Source organism: Lactiplantibacillus brownii (genome assembly GCF_031085375.1).
Lineage (GTDB): Bacteria > Bacillota > Bacilli > Lactobacillales > Lactobacillaceae > Lactiplantibacillus > Lactiplantibacillus brownii.
The window spans coordinates 2,801,679-2,821,804 of sequence record NZ_JAVCWF010000001.1 but is presented as its reverse complement, the minus strand read 5'-3'; the positions used below and the strand labels follow the sequence as shown (position 1 = coordinate 2,821,804).

The following is a 20,126-nucleotide window of genomic DNA, read 5'->3' as shown; positions in this document are numbered from 1 at the left end:
GCATGCGAAATGCTGTCAAAGCGCACTATTATTACTATACGGCTAAGCAAGGATCAACGACGATTTACGTGTTGAAACGCCATACTGACACGGCTGAAACGAGTTTTTGCTATCTGGCACACGTGGCAGCGGATGGACAAGTGACGTTGAACAGTTTCGATGATCCTACTGGCGAACGAACCGCTTTACAGGGCCATGTGCCACAATTTGAGATTATCCCGAAGACGACGGTTCAATTAGGTCAATTAGTGACAGCATACCAACAACAGCGTGCCTACCGTTATACCATGAAGAATACATCCTTTGGTGGCAAATGGGCGTTGACTAAGAACAACTAAAAAGTAAATTTTATTAAGAAGTGTACATGAAGTCAAAGCTGGACTTTATGTGCACTTTTTTAATGTTTCCGCTTAGGGGGAAAAAAGTGTAATTGTGTGCGCTTACATAAATTGGCACAATGTAACTGTAATCAAATACGAGGGGTGATTGAAATGAAAAATGTTTTATTAATTTGTGGTTCTGGTGCATCAAGTGGGTTTATGGCAGCTGCAATTCGCAAGGCAGCAAAGAAAACGGGTGTAGAAGTAAGCGTCAAAGCGACCAGTGAATCACAGCTAGATGATCGCATTGATACAACAGACATTTTGTTGATTGGGCCACATTTAGCGTACATGGTTGATGATTTAAAACAGGAAGTGGGAGACCGAAGCATAAAGATTGCAGTTATTCCTCAGGCAATTTATGGTTCACTAAATGGTCCCAAGGCATTGGAATTAATTGAACAGATGGAAGGGTGAATATAATGCATAAAATAATGGATTTCATGACCAATTCATTTGCACCTAAGGTAAATAAGATTGTGAAAAATCCGTGGATTGCTGCAATTCAAGACTCAATTATGACGGCGTTGCCATTAGTATTCGTTGGGTCCTTGATTACAATTATTTCTCTTTTACAAAATGTATTTAAAGGGATGCCAGATTTTAGTGTTATAAGTGATTTTTCATTCGGTATGTTTGGGTTAGTTGTTTCATTCTTAATTCCTTATTATGTTATGGAAAAAAAGAAGAATAACAGTAGCAAAATTATTAGTGGTGCGACCTCTTTGGTTTTGTTTATGATGTTGCTTTCTCCAACAATGACTAAATCTGGAAATATCCAATTTATTATGAGCCGTTTTGGTGCAACCGGTATGTTTTTAGCTATTATCACCGGATTAGTAGTTGCAGCAGTAATGAACTTGGCTGCTAAACATTCGTTCTTTGGTGAAGACACCGCAATTCCAGATTTTGTGATTGGATGGTTTGATAGTTTATTACCAATTACCTTTTTACTGTTAGTTGGTTGGTTAATTACAATTCAATTCAAAATAGATTTCTTTAATGTTGTTTTACTAGTGTTCAGTCCTTTAGCGTCAATTGTCCAGAGTTATCCTGGATTTGTTCTTTCAGTTTTTATTCCGGTTTTTCTGTATACGTTTGGGATCAGTGGTTGGGTAATGATGCCAGTAATCTATCCAGTATATATGGCAGGATTAGCTGAAAATGCAAAGCAAGTCGCTAATGGCGGTATTGCGACACATATTGCTACTCAAGAAACATGTTACGCATTTTCTAGTATGGGTGGTGTTGGTACAACGTTAGCTTTAGCTTTCATTATGTTGTTTTTCAGTAAGTCTGCACAGTTAAAGGCAATTGGTAAGGCAGTGTTTGTTCCCTCACTATTTAATATTAATGAACCCTTAGTCTTTGGTGCTCCAATTGCTTTTAACCCTTACCTAATGGTACCAATGTGGATTAATAGCATTTTGATTCCAACGATTGTTTATATCTCAATGGCTTGGAATTGGGTGGCAATCCCAACAAAGACATTCTTACTTTGGTATATTCCATATCCTATTACATCCTATTTAGCAACACAAGATTGGCGTGCAATCATTTTAGCAATCATTATCTTTGCGATTTCTTGGATTGTATTTTGGCCATTCTTCAAAGCATATGACAATTCATTAGTAGTTAAAGAGAAAGAAGAAATGTCACAACAGACAGTGATTTCAGATTAGAGGTAGAAATATGAAGAAGATAAAAGAAGAACCATTAAATGATGATTTGGATATGTTATCAATGAATATATTGGTCCATGCAGGTAACACACGCGATGCAGTGGTAAAGGCATTGGAAGCTATTGAACAGCAAAAATATTCATTGGCGGATGAGCTTTTAGCAACGGCACATCAAGAAATTGTGATTGCACATGGGTTACAAACCGATACGCTTCAGGAAGAAGCTAATGGTAATCAGATTCGCTATTCGACACTATTCTGCCATGCGCAAGACACTTTAATGACGGCTCAAAGTGAGCTGTTGATTGCCGATCATTTAGAAAAAATTGTTGCTAACATCACTGAGAACAAATAGGAGGAATACAAAAATGGATTATAAAATGCCAACAGATTTTTTATGGGGTGGCGCAATTGCTGCTAATCAAGCTGAGGGTGGTTTTGGAATTGATGGTAAAGGTATTAGTTTAGCTGATATTCATAAGTATGAACCTGATTTAACTAATGCAGAAATTTCGGCAAAACAAATTAAAGGAGTTTCAACTGAGGATATTAAGCTTCATTTGTCAGATAAGGATGGGTATTACCCTAAACGTGTAGGCATTGATTTTTATCATACGTATCCACAAGATTTGAAATTACTGGCAGATATGGGATTTAAAGCTTTTAGGACATCGATTGATTGGACTAGAATTTTCCCAACGGGGGACGAGGAGAAACCTAATGAAGCAGGGTTAGCATATTATGATCGATTAATTGATAAAATTATTGAATTAGGAATGGAACCAATTATTACTATTCTACACTATGAAACACCAATCAATATTACGACCAAGTATGGTGGCTGGAATAACCGTAAAGTGATTGATTTGTTTGTAAAATATGGCAAGACAGTTTTAAAACGTTATCGAAATAAGGTGAAATATTGGATTGCAATTAATCAGATTAATTTGATCCAATTTGAACCTTTTAATTCTACCGCAATTCCTTACGATACTGTTGATAATTACTCAGAAGCTGCATATCAAGCAGTGCATAACCAATTTATTGCTAGTGCAAAATTAGTAGAAGCGGCTAAAAAAATCAATCCTGAAATGCAAATCGGGACGATGGTCGCTGACAGTACTGCATATCCATATTCTTGTGATCCCGATGATGTTGAGCTAGCTTTAAAACGAAATCGAATGGAGTACTTTTATACCGATGTTCAATTTGAAGGAGAATACCCACAATATGCTTTAAATTATTTTGAAGAACACCACATTGATTTGAATATCCAACCAGGCGATTTAGATTTATTGAAGAACTGTACAATGTCATTTTTAGCAATCTCATATTATTATTCGCAAGTTGTAGATGCTAAACGAAATACAATGGATCCAGCGTCTGTTGTGAAAAATCCCAATATTAAGGCAAATCCATGGGGCTGGGGTGTTGATCCTAAGGGATTATATAATACATTATCGCAGAACTGGGACCGATATAAAAAGCCGATCATTATAGCTGAAAATGGGTTTGGAATGTACGATAAGCTTGAAGATGGCACGGTTCATGATGATTATCGAATTTCTTATCTATCGCAACATATCGCTGCTATGGAAGCTGCAATGAAAGATGGTGTCAAAGTTATTGCATATTTGGCATGGGGACCAATTGATATTATAAGCTGTTCAACGGCCCAAATGGACAAAAGATATGGTTTTATCTACGTGGATTTGGACAATTTTGGAAAAGGATCCGGAAAAAGAATTAAGAAGGATAGCTATGATTGGTATAAAAAAGTTATCAGTAGTAATGGTGTCGACCTTTAGTTATTAACTATAACCAGTTTGGAGGAAGACTATGTCAAAACGGGATATCGAAGTGTTGGACTATTTAAAAGCACATGCTTATAAATGGACAAGTGCCAAAGAATTGGCTGAACGTTTTGAATGTACAACTCGAACTATTAGAAACGTTGTTGCAAGGTTGAACAATGAATATGATGGGTGTATTTCTTCCGGTCGAAATGGCTATAAGTTTGATAAAAGTGCTGAGCCCACGACCATTAGTATATCAACTAGTGATGAGCGGAGTACTAAGTTATTAATGGCTCTGATTCATGATGGTAGTCACGGTATTAATTTGTATGACTATGCGGATAAAATGTTCGTCTCCGATGCAGTTATCCGTAACGATATAAACAAATTACAAAAGAAAATTGAAAACTATGCTGTGCGTATTCAAGGAAATGAATTTAATTACCGACTAATTGGTACCGAACGGGCAAAACGAAAATTAATTCTTGGAATATTGTACGGAGAAGCTAATTTCCAAGATAATGTTCGAAAAAGTATTCAAAAGTTAATTGAAGACATTCCCTTAGTAGATTTGCAAAAGATAATTAAACAAGCAGCTCAAATCAAAGGATTAGAAATAAATAATTATGCATTAAATAACATTGTATTGCATTTTGCGATTGCTCTGCAGCGTATTCAACAAGGAAATGACATTCCTGAATCAGATAATGTTGTTGAACTGCCAATGGAGCAAGCAGTTGTTCAAGAAATTGCAACTCAGTTAAAAGAAAACTATAATATTGAACTTCCTAATCCCGAAAAACAACAATTGGCAATTTTATTTGTTGGTAATCAAGGTGCTGTGAATGGGAAACATGCTGTAAAGATTGAAACCTTTATTCAACCCAAAATAAAAATGGCATTAAAGGCTGCATTACATGAGGCGGAACAAAATTATTTTCTGGATTTATCAGATGAGGATTTTTTTACGAAACTAGCGATTCATGTTCAAAATTTGTATCGACGCTTCTCAGTAGATCATTTCAATCGCAGCACAAGTTTATTAGATATAAAGACAACTTATCCATTGATTTATGACATTTCTGTATATTTAGCGGTTTCCTTAAATCAAAAATTAGGAATAACTTTTACAGAAGATGAAATAACATTTATTGCGTTACATTTAGGTGCATATTTAGAGCAAAAGAATAAGCAACAATTATTGAAGGTATACCTAGTCACTGATGCATATGAAGATATACGGGTTTCGTTGATAAATAAGTTGAAATATTTGTATACAGATGAGATTGATATATTTTCAGTAGCCTCATTGCTGAATGATAAAGTAGCACGTCAGGCAGATCTCATAATTAGTACTATTCAGAGTGTACATCAGTCGGATAAGCCAGTATTGCTAGTTCATCCGTTTTTAACACAAGCTGACCAAGCACTAATTAGGCGGCAAATTGGAATAGTTAAACAGTCGAAGTTCATGCCTAAGCTGATCAATCAAATTCAAAAATATATGACCAAAGAAGTTTACGTTGCCGATATGGACTTAACGTCTCGACAAGCAATACTTACCTATCTTTTGGATTTGTTGAAACAGAAAAAATATATTCCTGATAAATTTGGTACGGCTGTCGATAAACGTGAAAATATGTCGTCGACAGGATTTCCATCAGGTGTAGCAATTCCACATGCATTTAGAATGGATGCACTTAAAAGTTTCATCGCTGTTTATCGATGCTCAAGACCAATCATGTGGCAAAACCAATCAGTTAAAATTATATTCTTGATAGGGATTAATCGAAAAGATGCACAACAATTTAATGATATCTTTGAAACATTAGTCAACGTTTTAAGTGAACCAATAAATGTTAATAAGCTTGCTGAAACAATCTCTTATCAGCAGTTCTTAGATGTATTAAAGGAACAGTTACAAACGGAAAATGTAGGTGAATTGTGAATGTTAAAGAACTTAAGCTAGCAAAAAGGATTGTATTTACAATTCTCGGAAGTACAATCTGTGGTGTTGGAGTAAAATTGATAGTTGTTGCTAATGCAGGATTTGATTCAATTAGTACGTTGATTTTAGGAATTATGAATGAGATTCAGGCATGGTCTACTATTAGTTTTGGCACGTGGAGTCAAATCCTAAGTATACTGTTTTTATTGGTTACCTTCTTTTGGAATCGCTCATTACTTGGAATTGGTAGTATTATTAATGGTTTAATAGTTGGTGCAACAGTCAATGTATTAGCACCACTATTTAAAAATTATGTTGCGACTAGTTATGATTTAGTTATTTCAATGATTGGTTTCATATTGATGGCTTTTGGAACAGCAGTCTATTTAGCCTCAGATTTAGGTAGTGGTCCCACGGAAGCTCTAATGAATTGTTTAGTCACTCATTTTCAGTGGTCTTTGCGTTGTGCACGGGTTGTCTTGGACTCCAGTTTTATTGCTTTAGGATTCTTGATGGGTGCTAAGGTTGGCTTTGCAACCTTGATAGCAATGTTTGGGCTTGGACCTTTGATTCAGTTGTTTTTAAAGCAAATTAAAAAAATTCATACTGGAACTAAAGCATACGAGTAATTATGGTATAAAAAAAGTCGGACAGTGTCCGGCTTTTTTAGTACCCAGCATGGTGATATTGGCGACTTAAACGTCGTTCAACTGAAAATAAAGTTAATGGGTTCATTTTGCGTAATTGTTCAGAGTCATAGCGCATGACGAGTTGTTCAGGACTATTCACGGTTACTTGGTGAACCCCGTTGAAGCTTTCCAGTGCTTGCAACGTCTGTGCTTGCAGTTCTGGATGCACGGGCCAAACTGGCGAAGTCAACATCACCAGGCCGTGCTCAGGATGTTGCATGGTAATCTGGTATTTCGTGAGGTACTTAGTGAAAATATCAGCTGGATTCATCATTTCTTTTCAACTCCTTAAATGCTCGTCCAAAGTGGGATTGCGGCCCAGATAAAGAAGCCAGCTAAACCGGCTGCCGCAAAGCCAGCGATAAGCCAGATGGTGGCCATGAATTTTTGGACTTGGCGAAAATAATAAAAGGTTAATCCCCAACAAATTAATGCTAAGATCACGCTGGTTCCGATAATAAAATTGATTGTGAGTGCCATTGGATTTTATAAGCTCCTTGTTTAACGCTACTATTCCATTGTGGCGGATAGCGGTTAAAAGTGCAATCAAAAAAACGTTGGGTTTAAGTTACGCCCCAACGTTTTTAATAAGCAAATTTAATTTTCTTCAGCGGTTGTGGTTTTAGTTGATTCGGCCGCCCGTTTTTCAGCCAGCGGATCAACGGACTTTTCAGGCTCGTTGCTGACCAACATCGAGAGGAAGAAACCTAGTACGGCTAAGGCTAGTGTGAACCAGAAACCATAATGGACCCCATGAACAAAAGCGGTCGATCCAGTCGCATGGCTCGCTGCTTGACCAATTCCGAGTAAACTTGTTGCGATTGCAGTCGCTAAAGCACCTAGAATCTGTTGCAACGTGTTCAAAATGGTACTACCGTCCGCAGCCACTGGACCACGCAAGGCATTTAGGCCGTAAGTTTGTGCTGGTGACATTGCTAACGGTGCCCCAATCATCAAAATAACATGCGCTAAAACGACATACCAGTAGGCAGAATGGGTGGTTGTGAAGATCAACATCAAGGCTCCGATGAAGGATAAACCAAAACCAGCACGAGTGAGATATTTAGCGCCGTAGTTATCAAATAACCGACCAGAAGTGGCAGAAACCACCGCGTTGATGATCCCACCAGGTAACATCAAAATCCCGGTCAATGCTACGGGAACGACTAGCCCTTTTTGCCAGTACATAGGTAAGAGATACATGGATGACATGATGATTCCGAAATCAATCATGACCAAAACGGTGCCGACACTGAACTTTTTAAAGCTAAAAGCCCGCAAGTTCAAGATTGGCGTCTCTAAGTGTAATTGACGGTGGCAATAGAAATAAAGGAAGACAATCCCAATGACTAAAGCCATTAAAACCATGGGATTACCCCAACCACGGTCACCGGCGAGACTGGCACCAACGACTAAGCCACCAAAACCAACGGATGATAAAATAATTGATAAAACATCAACTTTTGGCTTGGTTACTTCTGAGACATTTTGCATGAAAATTAACGTAATAATTAATGCGATTGCTAATAATGGCACGAATAACCAAAAAATCCAATGCCATGAGAGTGCGCCTAAGATTAAGCCGGCTAAGGTCGGTCCTAAAGCTGGGGCAAACATGATGACTAAACCGACGAGACCCATGGCAGCGCCGCGTTTTTGCGGTGGATAGACGGCCAACAAAACAATAAAGATCAAGGGTAAAATCAGTCCGGTCGCAATTCCTTGAATCATCCGACCAACGAGTAGTAACGCAAAGTTACCTGCGAGTGCTGAAACGATGGCGCCGACAATAAAATCGCATAAAGCGAAGATCAATAATTGGCGGGTGGTAAAGTGTTTGGTCAACATGCTTGATAGTGGCAACACAATGCCGACCATCAGCAAATAACCAGTGACGAGCCATTGAATCGTCCCGGTATTGACGTGTAATTGTTGTTCTAATTGAGGGAGGGCGATATTCAAAGCGGTTTCACTAAACATCCCCACAAAGCCCCCAAGCAATAACCCAATCATGATCAGATTAGGGTTTGAGTGTGACTTGGTTTGCATTTCATTTTCTCCTTTTCCGTACAGTGAACACAATAGGTCACTGTAACAGAAAAAGGCGCGCTTCGTAAGTAATTTCTGAAAAATATTTTAATATTTCTGAAATGTTGTCATTAAGTTCGGGCGTCAAATTGATGACCACAGTTGGGACAAGTAATTCGCACGTGACCATGATGCCGCGGAATCCGGATGCGCTGATGACACGCAGAACAATGGAAGAAACGATACTGCCAATGTTGTTTGATCTGGTAACCTAAACGCGTAAACGGTCGTACCAGTGGGAACCAAACGTGCTGAAAGCCACGATTAATCGCAACTTGCGTATAGATCTTTTTTGAAAAGAGTCGCCAATAGCTCAGTACTAACAGTAATAGGGCGACTAAAGCGAGCCAAGTAACCTTTGGGAAAAAACTAACCACAATTAAAATAAAAGCTAGGTTATTTAAAAACTTGTTTAGCGTATCATTTTGCCCGTAACGACCAACCATGAACCGTTGTAGACGTTGTAAAAATTTAGAATTTGGTTTCAAACCAACAAACCTCCCAAGATAGGTGATGGCATATCCTAACATATTTACTGTTAGTCGGCAATTTGTAAACTTTTGCTAACGCTTTTCTGAAAAGTCAGTGTATACTTAGGGGTATTCAAAAGGGTGGGGGCCTTAATCACATGACAACAAAACAAAAAATTACGCAAGCGATGGTATTGGACGCGATTAGTCGGGCGGCTCTGACCTTAGATCGTGCCGATCCAATGCAAGCGAAGCTACAGCAATTATTGAATGAGTTTCGCCGGACATTATTACAAACAAATGGTCAAACGGCCACGACCGTTTTGTATCAGAGTAAGTTAGTCAGTTATTTACTACAAAATACCACGGATTATCCCACAACGGTCACAACATTGATGACGTTGTTGGCACAATTCGTTAAACAAGGTCACTAAAAAAAGTTCAACCCCATCAATAGTGATGGTGATTGAGCTTTTTTGTTTGGCCAATGATTTTTTCGTTGTGGCCGAAGTCATATTGATTAGGCTAATTCTGTAATTTAAAAAGACTTGTTTAATATCAGTGATGCTTTGTGAATGCTAGTAAAAGGATGGGTGCGCCGACAGCATTTATGTTGCGATGGATTGACCCAATTTTTGTTTCTTAAATCTTGATATCAGGGTCGTCTTTTTGGTTAAAAAATACCTTCTTAATAAACAACGTAATTGGTATAGCTGGAATTGTGCGAATCATTAGATAGTTGGTAAGCTAAATAATCTTATTTTTAGCTTCAACTACATTAATATATTTATAATTAGTATATAAGAAATAATAATTGAATTATACAGATAGATTGTGGTACATTGTGAATGAGCAAAGTGTTTATCTATTAATGACACATATAAATATATTTATCAATTATTTATCGATAAATATCATTAAACTATCAGTGCATAGAAGTATGTAAGTTTATTTTATTAATGAATCAAATTGAACTTAATCATTTTATACTTAAATTAGTGTGATTGTGTATTTTTAACATTTTCAAAATGGATTTGGAATGGGGAATATAATCATGAGAAAAGAACAATATAATAAATTATATTATAAAATGTACAAAAAAGGACGTTTCTGGGTTTTTGCTGGCGTAGCGGTGGCGACAATGAATGTGGGGACATTGATTAGTCACGCAGATGCGACGGGTCAAACAACGGCGAACGCAACGTCTAGTGAAAAAACTGACGTAAGTTCTAGCGGCGAATCGCAAGTTGTTTTGAAGTCCAGCAGTGCTACTAGTGAATCAAATAGGACGGACGACAAAAGTGACGCTGAAACATCAGCAGATTCGTCAAGTGTGACTAAAGACACTCAAGCCGATCAGACTGAGAAAAGTGCTGCACAATCTGGACAAGGTACTGTTGAAAATGCCGCTGATGATGCGACTAAAAGTTCATCAAGTGACGATACTAAGGCGACAACTGCTGGAACAGTAACCGATGAAGTCCAGCAAACTGACACTAAACAAGCCAGTGCTGATAGTCAGTCAACCAGCACGATTTCAGGAAATAATGCCACATCTGCCAAAAGTAACACTACAACTACTGCAGATTCCAACGTACCTCTAACCAAAGCTAACGATACTGCAGACGCAACGGGTGCTGCAGTTGAAACTGTTGCCAACCTCGCAAAGACAGAAACTGATAGCAACAGTCAATTAATACAACAAGCAACAGTGACCAACCGGCAACAATTAACAAACGATGCACTGGGTGCTGCCGCGGTTCAAGATAACAAACTATCACGAGCTAACCTAGTAAAGTCCAACGATGTGACAGTGCTTGGTAGTAGTACTTGGGGAACGAGTGCTTGGTGTGTGACCAGTGACGGTGTTCTAACTATTGGAACAGGGACTTTGGGGACCGTTGGTGTTCCGTGGGAAGATTCTAGTCTGCGGTCACGTATCACAAAAGTGATTATTGCCCCCAATGTCATTGCTGGAGACTCTATTACGCATATGTTTTTTAAATTACCTGCTGATGATGATTTAACGGAAATTGATGGGTTAGAAAACTTGGATGTTTCGAAAACAACAGATTTAGGTTTTCTGTTTTGTGGTGATAAAGTTGCTGATCTCTCTGGCATAAAGGATTGGGACACTAGCAATGTGACTGATATGAATTCGATGTTTGCTGCTAATCCGGTAATTGACAGTAGTAATTTGCCAGTTGAACATTGGAATGTTGGCAAAGTTGAGACTTTTAATAATATGTTCAGCAGTACCAATATACAGAGCCTAGACTTAAGCAATTGGAACGTTGGCGTTGGAGGTCAGAATACTACTTTTGGTGGGATGTTTTTGACTGAACCAAAGATGAAATCATTGAATGTCTCTGGTTGGAATATGACGCATGCCACCCAAGTTGCATACTTATTTGAAGATGCTGTTCAATTACAATCTCTAGATATGTCTGGTTGGGATTTACGGGATTTCAAATATAGTGGTGATTTATTTTCTGGTGATACGAATTTAAGGTCTCTGACTTTGAGTGAAAATATGCGTTTAATGTTTTATATGAAAGCACTAGATATATATTCTGATTCTGAATTACCAGCCGTACCAACTCCTGAACACACTTGGAAAAACACAACTAGTGAGACAACTTATACAAGCGATGAATTGATGAATTTGTATAGCAATTTTAATAGCAACATTCCTACTGGTACGATAACCTATGTTTGGTCGCCAGCAGTACGGTCAAGCATTGAAACGAAAGATTTGACCTTTATTGCTGGGCCAAATGAAAGTTGGGGTCGGAAAGAAAGCTTAACTAAATTAATTGATGGTGATGGCACAACTGATTTGTTGCTCAATGATAACATCAGTCCATGGGTCACAATCTTTAGTGTGAATGGTGATGCGGATATTCACAGAATTGATGTTCATACGCCAGGACTTGGTGATCGAGATTATACTGTGGTTTTCGCATTTACAGACACTTATGGCTACACGCAACAAGCGACTGCGATTGTGCATGTTTTGGAAAGTCGGGCAAGTTTAACAGTTACTAACCAAACCATTGTTCTTGGCCAGCAAACGGGCTGGGATAAGTTGAGTCCAATCGTGACAGCTACGGATGCAGCTGGCAAAACAGTTACTGATTTGACAGGGCTCAATTTGATAGCTAGTGATCAGCCTGATTTAACGACCGTGGGTGATTATCCGATTACGTTAACTTATACAGATAGCGTTGGCGTTGCCCACCGGTATGTCGTGACGGTCCACGTAGTTGAAAATCAAGCGATGATTGCAACCAAACCGGTAACAATCGTGGCTGGTCCGACAGCTAATTTTGACCTGCAAGCGGCTGTTATTAATCTCACAGACGTCAACGGGAAAAATGTGGTGTTTAAGGATGCCAAGTTAGTAGCTGATATGAGTCAATTGAATTTACTAACGGTTGGTGATCAAACGGTTAAGGTCACGTATACGGATGGTATAGGTGTTGAACATATCAGCAATATTGCCGTCCATGTAATGAAGACTCAAGCTAGTCTAAATGCCAAATCCAGTGAGTTAATCCTTGGTCCAAAGACAACCTGGGATGCTGCGGATAACTTTGTAAGTGCGACTGACGCTGCCGGTAATAGTTTAAAGGTTACTGATGTTAAGGTCGCTGGAACGGTCGATCGGACTAAAGTGGGCAGTAATACTGTGACATATAGCTGTACGGATAGTGCCGGAAATGTCTATGAAGCAAAGGAAAACATTGTAGTCAAGGCCAGTCAAGCAAGTTTAAATGCTAAATCCAGTGGGTTAACCCTTGGTCCAAAGACAACCTGGGATGCTGCGGATAACTTTGTAAGTGCCATGGATGCTGAAGGAAACGAATTAAAAGTTGCTGATGTTAAGGTCGCGGGAACTGTTGATCTAACCAGAGCAGGTAGTAATACTGTGACGTACAGTTATACAGATAGTGCTGGAAATGGCTATGAAGCGGATGCAATCATTTTAGTTAAGGCAAGTCAAGCTAGTTTAAAAGTTAAATCCAGTGAGTTGATCCTTGGTCCAAAAACGACATGGGATGTTGTTGATAACTTCGTAAGTACGACTGACGCTGAAGGAGTGAAACTAGCTGTTACTGATGTTAAAGTTGCTGGAACGGTGGATTTAACTAAAATTGGTAGTAATACTGTAACGTACAGTTATGAAGATAGCGCCGGGAATACCTATGAAGCACATGCGATTATTGTGGTTAGGGCCAGCCAGGCTAGTCTAAATGTTAAGGATAGCAGTTTAATCCTTGGCCCAAAAACGACCTGGGATGCTGCGGATAACTTTGTAAGTGCGACTGACGCTGAAGGAAACGAATTAAAAGTTGCTGATGTTAAGGTCGCTGGAACAGTGAACTTAACTAAAATTGGTAGTAATACTGTGACGTACAGTTATACAGATAGTGCCGGGAATACTTATGAAGCAAATGCGATTATCTTGGTTAAGGCCAGTCAAGCTAGTTTAAAAGTTAAATCTAGTGACTTAATTATTGGTCCAAAAACGACCTGGGATGCAGCTGATAACCTTGTAAGTGCCACTGACGCTGAAGGAAACGAATTAAAAGTTGCTGATGTTAAGGTCGCTGGAACAGTGAACTTAACTAAAATTGGTAGTAATACTGTAACGTACAGTTATGAAGATAGTGCCGGTAATACCTATGAAGCAAATGCGATTATCGTAGTCAAAGCCAGTCAAGCTAGTTTAAATGCTAAATCCAGTGAGTTGATCCTTGGCCCAAAGACGACCTGGGATGCTGCGGATAACTTTGTAAGTGCTACTGACGCTGAAGGAGAAAAACTAGTTGCTGCTGATGTTAAAGTTGCTGGAACAGTGAACTTAACTAAAATTGGTAGTAATACTGTGACGTACAGTTATACAGATAGTGCCGGGAATACCTATAAAGCAAATGCGATTATTGTAGTCAAAGTCAGTCAAGCTAGTTTAAATGCTAAATCCAGTGAGTTAATCCTTGGTCCAAAAACGACCTGGGATGCTGCGGATAACTTTGTAAGTGCCACTGACGCTGAAGGAGTGAAACTAGTTGCTGCTGATGTTAAAGTTGCTGGAACAGTTGATTTAACTAAAATTGGTAGTAATACTGTAACGTACAGTTATGCAGATAGTGCCGGGAATACCTATGAAGCAAATGCGATTATTGTGGTTAAGGCCAGCCAGGCTAGTCTAAATGTTAAGGATAGCAGTTTAATCCTTGGCCCAAAAACGACCTGGAATGTGGCTGATAACCTTGTAAGTGCCACGGATGCTGAAGGTAACGATTTAAAAGTTACTGGTGTTAAAGTCGTGGGAACGGCTGATCTAACTAAAGTTGGTAGTGATACTGTAACGTACAGTTATGAAGATAGTGCCGGAAATGTCTATGAAGCGGATTCAGTCGTTTTAGTCAAGGCCAGCAAAGCCAGTTTAAAGGCTAAATCCAGTGACTTAATTATTGGTCCAAAAACGACCTGGGATGCAGCTGATAACTTCGTGAGTGCCACTGACGCTGAAGGCAACGATTTAAAGGTTGCTGATGTTAAAGTCGTGGGAACGGCTGATCTAACTAAAGTTGGTAGTAATACTGTAATGTACAGTTATGAAGATAGTGCCGGTAATACCTATGAAGCAAATGCGATTATCGTGGTTAAAGCCAGTCAAGCTAGTTTAAAGGTTAAATCTAGTGACTTAATTATTGGTCCAAAAACGACCTGGGATGTTACGGATAACTTCGTAAGTGCCACTGACGCTGAAGGCAACGATTTAAAGGTTACTGATGTTAAGGTTGCAGGAACTGTTGATCTAACTGGAGCAGGTAGTAATACTGTAACGTATAGTTATGAAGATAGTGCCGGAAATGTCTATGAAACGGATGCAGTCATTTTAGTTAAGGCCAGCCAAGCAAGTTTAAATGTTAAGGATAGCAGTTTAATTATTGGTCCAAAAACAACCTGGCATGTGGTTGATAACTTCGTAAGTGCGACTGACGCTGTAGGAGGGAAACTAGCTGCTACTGATGTTAAAGTCGCTGGAACAGTGAACTTAACTAAAATTGGTAGTAATACTGTAACATACAGTTATGCAGATAGTGCCGGGAATACCTATGAAGCAAATGCGATTATCGCGGTTAAGGCCAGTCAAGCTAGTTTAAAGGTTAAATCTAGTGACTTAATTATTGGTCCAAAAATGACCTGGCATGTGGCTGATAACTTTGTAAGTGCCATGGATGCTGAAGGTAACGATTTAAAGGTTGCTGATGTTAAGGTCGCAGGAACTGTTGATCTAACCGGAGCAGGTAGTAATACTGTGACATACAGTTATACAGACAGTGCCGGAAATGTCTATGAAGCGGACGCAGTCATTTTAGTTAAGGCCAGCCAAGCTAGTCTAAATGTTAAGGATAGCAGTTTAACTATTGGCCCAAAAACGACCTGGGACGCTGCGGATAACTTCGTAAGTGCTACTGATGCTGTAGGAGGGAAACTAGCTGTTACTGATGTTAAAGTCTTGGGAACAGTGGACTTAACTAAAGCAGGTAGTAATACTGTAATGTACAGTTATACAGATAGTGTCGGAAATATCTATGAAGCAAATGCAATTATCGTGGTTAAAGCTAGTGAAGCTAGTTTAAGTGTTAAGTCCAGTAAATTAATCCTTGGTCCAAAAACGACTTGGGATGCTGCGGATAACTTTGTAAGCGCTACTGACGCAGAAGGAGTGAAACTAGTTGCTACTGATGTTAAAGTTGCTGGAACAGTGAACTTAACTAAAACTGGTAGTAATACTGTGACGTACAGTTATACAGATAGTGCCGGAAATGTCTATGAAGCAATTGCGAACATTGTAGTCAAGGCCAGTCAAGCTAGTCTAAGTGTTAAATCCAGTGAGTTAATACTTGGTCCAAAGACGACCTGGGATGTGGCTGATAACTTCGTAAGTGCCACGGATGCTGAAGGAGGAAAACTAGTTGCTATTGATGTTAAGGTTATGGGAACAGTGAACTTAACTAAAGCAGGTAGTAATACTGTGACATATAGTTATACAGATAGTGTTGGCAATGTCCGTGAAGCGAATGCGATCATCATGGTTAAGACGAGTCAAGCTAGTTTAAAGGTTAAATCTAGTGAGATAATTGCTGGACCGAATGTTGAATGGACTAAAGCCAATAATTTTGTGAGTGCGACTGACGCTGCCGGTAATAGTTTAAAGGTTACTGATGTTAAGGTCGTGGGAACGGTCGATCCGACTAAAGCGGGCAGTAATACTGTGATGTATGGCTATACAGATAGTGCCGGAAATATGTATCAGCAAGTAGCAGTGATAATGGTAAAAGACAGCCAAGCTAGTCTAAATGCTAAATCCAGCGACTTAATCCTTGGTCCAAAGACGACCTGGGATGTGGCTGATAACTTCGTAAGCGCCACGGATGCTGAAGGAAACGAATTAAAAGTTATTAATGTTAAGACCATGGGAACCGTTGATCTAACCAAAGCAGGTAGTAATACTGTGACGTACAGTTATACAGATAGTGCCGGAAATATCTATGAAGCGGATGCAATCATTTTAGTCAAGGCCAGCCAAGCTAGTTTAAAGGTTAAACCTAGTGAGCTAATCCTTGGTCCAAAAACGACCTGGCATGTGGCTGATAACTTCGTAAGTGCCACTGATGCTGAAGGTAATGATTTAAAGATTACTGCTGTTAAAGTCGTGGGAACAGTGGACTTAACTCAAGTTGGTAGCAATACTGTGATGTATGTCTACACAGATAGTGCCGGAAATGTCTATCAGCAGGCAGCGGTGATTACGGTAAAAGATAGTCAAGCTAGTTTAAAGGCTAAATCTAGTGAATTAATTGCCGGTCCAAAGACGACCTGGGATGTTGCGGATAACTTTACAAGTGCGACTGATGCTGCTGGTAATGATTTGAATGTAAAGGCTATCAAGGTCACTGGTACCGCGAAACCAACGCAAGCTGGCAACTATACAATTATTTACAGTTATGAAGATAGTGCCGGTAATATACTTGAAAAGCAAATTGTTGTAGTTGTTAAGCGTTCTAAAATTAGTCTACATGTTATGAACAGCAACTTAATTATTGGTCCGAAGACGACTTGGGATACTGCGGATAACTTTGTAAGTGCGACTGACGCTGTCGGTAATAATTTAAACGTTATGGATGTTAAAGTCGTGGGAACGGTTGATCTAACTAAAGCAGGTAGTAATACTGTGACATACAGTTACACGGATAGTGTTGGCAACAGCCACGAAGCGTATGCGAACATCGTGGTTAAGGCAAGTCAAGCTAGCTTAAATGTTAAATCTAGTGAGTTAATTGCAGGACCCAAGACAGACTGGCGTGTGGCCGACAATTTTGTCAGTGCCACTGATGCTGAAGGAAATAAATTGGACGTTGCTGACGTCAAAACCATAGGAATTGTTGATCTAACTAAAGCAGGTAGTAATACTGTGACGTATAGTTACACAGATAGTGCTGGCAATGTTCGTGAAGCGTACGCGACTATCTTGGTTAAGAACAGCAAAGCTAGTTTATACGTTAAACCTAGCAACTTAATACTTGGACCAAAAATGACCTGGGATGCAACCGACAATTTTGTCAGTGCCACTGATGCTGAAGGTAATAAATTGAAAGCTACAGATGTTAAGGTCGTAGGAACGGTTGACTTAACCCAAGCCGGAAAGAATACTGTGACATACAGCTACACAGATAGTGTCGGCAATGTCCATGAAGCACATGCGACTATCTTGGTTAAGAACAGCAAAGCTAGTTTAAACGTTAAATCTAGCAACTTAATACTTGGGCCAAAAACGACGTGGTCTGCCGCCGATGATTTTGTAAGCGCTACAGATGATGAGGGGAATCAATTAAGAGTCACTGATGTGAAAGTTGATGGCTACGCCGATCTCACTAAGACTGGTTATTATCAAGTAACCTACAGTTATGTAGACGCTGCGGGTAATGAGTTTTATCAAACTGCGACAGTCGTTGTCAAGAAAACAAAAGCAGTCATTGATGCCCATAATGTGGCATTAGTTGCTGGTCCTAGTGCAAAATGGACGCCTGCTGATAGCTTTTCAACGGCTCAAGATGCCGATGGTAACACTTTGACACTTGATCAGTTGGCGGTTAATGGCGTTGTTGATCCAACAAAGGCGAATAATTATCCAGTGACTTATAGTTATACTGACGTTGCAGGTAATTTGATTGTGAAGTCAGTCATCATTGTGGTTAAAGCCACACAAGCGACTTTACAAGTTAAAGATAGTGATTTGATTGCTGGACCGAAGACAGCGTGGCATGCTGCGGATAACTTTGTGAGCGCTACTGACGCTGAAGGGAATCAGTTAGCTGTTATTAATGTTCAAGTTGCTGGTACAGTGAATACCGGCATACCAAATGATTATCAGATTCGGTACTATTTTGTGGATAGTTGTGGCAACGAACGGTCAAAAGAGATTACTGTGCATGTTGTTGCGACACAAGCAAAGGTCAATGTCGTTGGTAAGACAGTGATTGCAGGCCCAAGCACTCATTGGGAATCGCAGGATAACTTAGTCAGTGTCGTTACTGCGAATGGTCAGACAATCCAAGCTTCTGAGATAGTTTTAAAAGATAATGTCAATTTGATTATCGCTAAGAATGAATCTATTTTGGCAAGCTATTTACAAAAAAACGGCACGACTGTCGTTGTTTCTGGCAATGTTGACTTGACGACAGCTGGGCAATATCATATCAAGTATCTTTATACTGATCAGCAGGGAAACACAGTAACGACTAATGCCGTCATCACTGTTGTTACCAGTCAAGCAGATCTCCAAATTCAGGATAGCAAATTGTCAGTAGGTGAAACTTGGCAACCAGCTGACAATGTCTTGGTTGCTAAGGACAGCAATGGTCAGCCAGTGACAATGGCTCAACTAGCAGTCACTGGGGCGGTCAATATGGCTCAAGCTGGGGTCTATCCAGTAATGTATCGGTATACAGATGTCGCGGGAAACGTTTATACGGCCACAGCCAATATTACGGTTGTCGCGGCAATTCAGCCGGGTACGGGTAACGAGAATACTGGCAATTCGGGTACAGGAGCCGTCATTAAACCTGATCAGCCGGTGAAACCTGTTACTCCAACGAAACCGATTAAGCCAGTGATAAAGCCTAGTCAGAATGCAGTGACGGCTAATCAAAAAGTGACTAATCCAGTGACGAAGCCGAGAGCCGTCTCAACGGTAATGAAACCGTTGGCTGCAACTACCGCAATTAATGGCAAGCCAGTTTCACTTTCAAAGGCGGGAATCACTTTACCGCAGACCAATGAAGTGACTACTAAATCTAAGCAAAGGTTCGGTGTGGTCTTGTTAGCCTTGAGCGGTTTAACGGGATTGGTTGGCATCGGTCGGAAACGGCGTCATAATTAGCAATGAAGTGTAAAGGACCGCTGAGAAGCGATCCTTTTTTGCGCACCAATTAATTTTTTATACCTAAAGGTTGAAAGTTAAAAATTGCCGGTCTGCACCACTACGTCAACAATCCGGTAATGAAAACTAGTCGACTACTGCCGCTTCCGGTTGTTGCCGATAACACGCGGACGAGGGACCGGTTCAAGCCATAGAAACGTCTTGAGCCTCGCCCGGAAACTTTGCCAAAACCGCAAATCTCCCGGACCGTCCGTGGTGTAAGGCCGGCAAAAGAACGCCGTCCCCCCACAGCACACCGATTTTGACTGACGGAGCGCTAAATTTAGGTGAGTCTACTTTAGGATTATGGGTTACCGGTACTACAACATTTGTGATGCTTTTGAGTCTTTCAACCTTTAGTTTTATACCGTAAATACATTAGAAAATCGGTTAAATGATAAATCGGTAAATATTATTTTTGTTTGTTGGTTTATTGACGTTATCTATGATACATTTGTCATAGATGAGGTGCTTATTTATTTATGAGGGTTATTAATTTAGCTGATTAATAAACTAATCGAACGCGATTAATATTATCTTCGAGTAAATAGGCCTTAATTGGGTTGTGGTTGGTT

13 protein-coding genes are annotated in these 20,126 nt (G+C 39.7%); 9 read left to right on the top strand and 4 right to left on the bottom strand.

What is annotated here, in order from left to right; all coding sequences use genetic code 11:
• Positions 1-2: 2 nt before the first annotated feature.
• From RA086_RS13185 to RA086_RS13155, 7 genes are all read left to right on the top strand, one after another.
• Positions 3-338, top strand: coding sequence for a hypothetical protein (locus tag RA086_RS13185; RefSeq protein WP_308704235.1), 336 nt, complete (start codon positions 3-5; stop codon positions 336-338).
• A gap of 153 nt (positions 339-491) precedes the next feature.
• Entirely contained in the window at positions 492-797 is a 306-nt protein-coding gene (locus RA086_RS13180) for a PTS sugar transporter subunit IIB (RefSeq protein WP_308704234.1), read from the top strand.
• Between the two features lie 5 nt (positions 798-802).
• Positions 803-2,062 (top strand): PTS sugar transporter subunit IIC, encoded by a 1,260-nt coding sequence (locus RA086_RS13175; protein WP_308704233.1) that lies wholly within the window; start codon positions 803-805, stop codon positions 2,060-2,062.
• 10 nt (positions 2,063-2,072) lie between these two features.
• Entirely contained in the window at positions 2,073-2,417 is a 345-nt protein-coding gene (locus RA086_RS13170; RefSeq protein ID WP_308704232.1) for a PTS lactose/cellobiose transporter subunit IIA, read from the top strand.
• Between the two features lie 13 nt (positions 2,418-2,430).
• The gene (locus RA086_RS13165) at positions 2,431-3,870 is read left to right on the top strand and encodes a glycoside hydrolase family 1 protein (protein ID WP_308704231.1); all 1,440 of its coding nucleotides are present in this window, start codon (positions 2,431-2,433) and stop codon (positions 3,868-3,870) included.
• A 31-nt stretch (positions 3,871-3,901) separates the two neighbouring features.
• Positions 3,902-5,806: a BglG family transcription antiterminator gene (locus tag RA086_RS13160; RefSeq protein ID WP_308704230.1), complete on the top strand. Its 1,905-nt coding sequence runs from the start codon at positions 3,902-3,904 to the stop codon at positions 5,804-5,806.
• Positions 5,803-6,435 carry a YczE/YyaS/YitT family protein gene (locus tag RA086_RS13155; RefSeq protein ID WP_308704229.1) on the top strand — a complete coding sequence of 211 codons (633 nt, stop codon included), beginning with the start codon at positions 5,803-5,805 and terminating at the stop codon, positions 6,433-6,435. The genes RA086_RS13160 and RA086_RS13155 overlap by 4 nt, the downstream gene beginning before the upstream one ends.
• 37 nt (positions 6,436-6,472) lie before the next feature.
• Here the strand turns inward: RA086_RS13155 and RA086_RS13150 are convergent, their stop codons facing one another.
• The 4 genes from RA086_RS13150 to RA086_RS13135 all read right to left on the bottom strand — a co-directional run bounded on the left by RA086_RS13150 (position 6,473) and on the right by RA086_RS13135 (position 9,071).
• The gene (locus RA086_RS13150) at positions 6,473-6,769 is read right to left on the bottom strand and encodes a hypothetical protein (protein ID WP_308704228.1); all 297 of its coding nucleotides are present in this window, start codon (positions 6,767-6,769) and stop codon (positions 6,473-6,475) included.
• 14 nt (positions 6,770-6,783) lie between these two features.
• Positions 6,784-6,975, bottom strand: a complete 192-nt coding sequence (locus RA086_RS13145; protein ID WP_308704227.1) for a hypothetical protein — start codon at positions 6,973-6,975, stop codon at positions 6,784-6,786.
• 117 nt (positions 6,976-7,092) lie between these two features.
• Positions 7,093-8,544 carry a DHA2 family efflux MFS transporter permease subunit gene (locus tag RA086_RS13140; RefSeq protein WP_308704226.1) on the bottom strand — a complete coding sequence of 484 codons (1,452 nt, stop codon included), beginning with the start codon at positions 8,542-8,544 and terminating at the stop codon, positions 7,093-7,095.
• Between the two features lie 110 nt (positions 8,545-8,654).
• Positions 8,655-9,071 carry a Zn-Finger Containing protein gene (locus tag RA086_RS13135; RefSeq protein WP_308704225.1) on the bottom strand — a complete coding sequence of 139 codons (417 nt, stop codon included), beginning with the start codon at positions 9,069-9,071 and terminating at the stop codon, positions 8,655-8,657.
• A gap of 140 nt (positions 9,072-9,211) precedes the next feature.
• Here RA086_RS13135 and RA086_RS13130 point away from each other — a divergent pair, with 140 nt between their 5' ends.
• The gene (locus RA086_RS13130) at positions 9,212-9,487 is read left to right on the top strand and encodes a hypothetical protein (protein WP_308704224.1); all 276 of its coding nucleotides are present in this window, start codon (positions 9,212-9,214) and stop codon (positions 9,485-9,487) included.
• A 620-nt stretch (positions 9,488-10,107) separates the two neighbouring features.
• On the top strand, positions 10,108-19,512 hold the full coding sequence (locus RA086_RS13125) for a bacterial Ig-like domain-containing protein (protein ID WP_308704223.1): 9,405 nt from the start codon (positions 10,108-10,110) through the stop codon (positions 19,510-19,512).
• Positions 19,513-20,126 lie beyond the last annotated feature (614 nt).

What these genes read in the sequence shown, in the direction of transcription:
- RA086_RS13145 (WP_308704227.1), bottom strand. Translation starts at nt 6,975, where the DNA reads ATGGCACTCACAATCAATTTTATTATCGGAACCAGCGTGATCTTAGCA.
- RA086_RS13130 (WP_308704224.1), top strand. Translation starts at nt 9,212, where the DNA reads ATGACAACAAAACAAAAAATTACGCAAGCGATGGTATTGGACGCGATT.
- RA086_RS13140 (WP_308704226.1), bottom strand. Translation starts at nt 8,544, where the DNA reads ATGCAAACCAAGTCACACTCAAACCCTAATCTGATCATGATTGGGTTA.
- RA086_RS13160 (WP_308704230.1), top strand. Translation starts at nt 3,902, where the DNA reads ATGTCAAAACGGGATATCGAAGTGTTGGACTATTTAAAAGCACATGCT.
- RA086_RS13175 (WP_308704233.1), top strand. Translation starts at nt 803, where the DNA reads ATGCATAAAATAATGGATTTCATGACCAATTCATTTGCACCTAAGGTA.
- RA086_RS13150 (WP_308704228.1), bottom strand. Translation starts at nt 6,769, where the DNA reads ATGATGAATCCAGCTGATATTTTCACTAAGTACCTCACGAAATACCAG.
- RA086_RS13170 (WP_308704232.1), top strand. Translation starts at nt 2,073, where the DNA reads ATGAAGAAGATAAAAGAAGAACCATTAAATGATGATTTGGATATGTTA.
- RA086_RS13165 (WP_308704231.1), top strand. Translation starts at nt 2,431, where the DNA reads ATGGATTATAAAATGCCAACAGATTTTTTATGGGGTGGCGCAATTGCT.
- RA086_RS13185 (WP_308704235.1), top strand. Translation starts at nt 3, where the DNA reads ATGCGAAATGCTGTCAAAGCGCACTATTATTACTATACGGCTAAGCAA.
- RA086_RS13180 (WP_308704234.1), top strand. Translation starts at nt 492, where the DNA reads ATGAAAAATGTTTTATTAATTTGTGGTTCTGGTGCATCAAGTGGGTTT.
- RA086_RS13125 (WP_308704223.1), top strand. Translation starts at nt 10,108, where the DNA reads ATGAGAAAAGAACAATATAATAAATTATATTATAAAATGTACAAAAAA.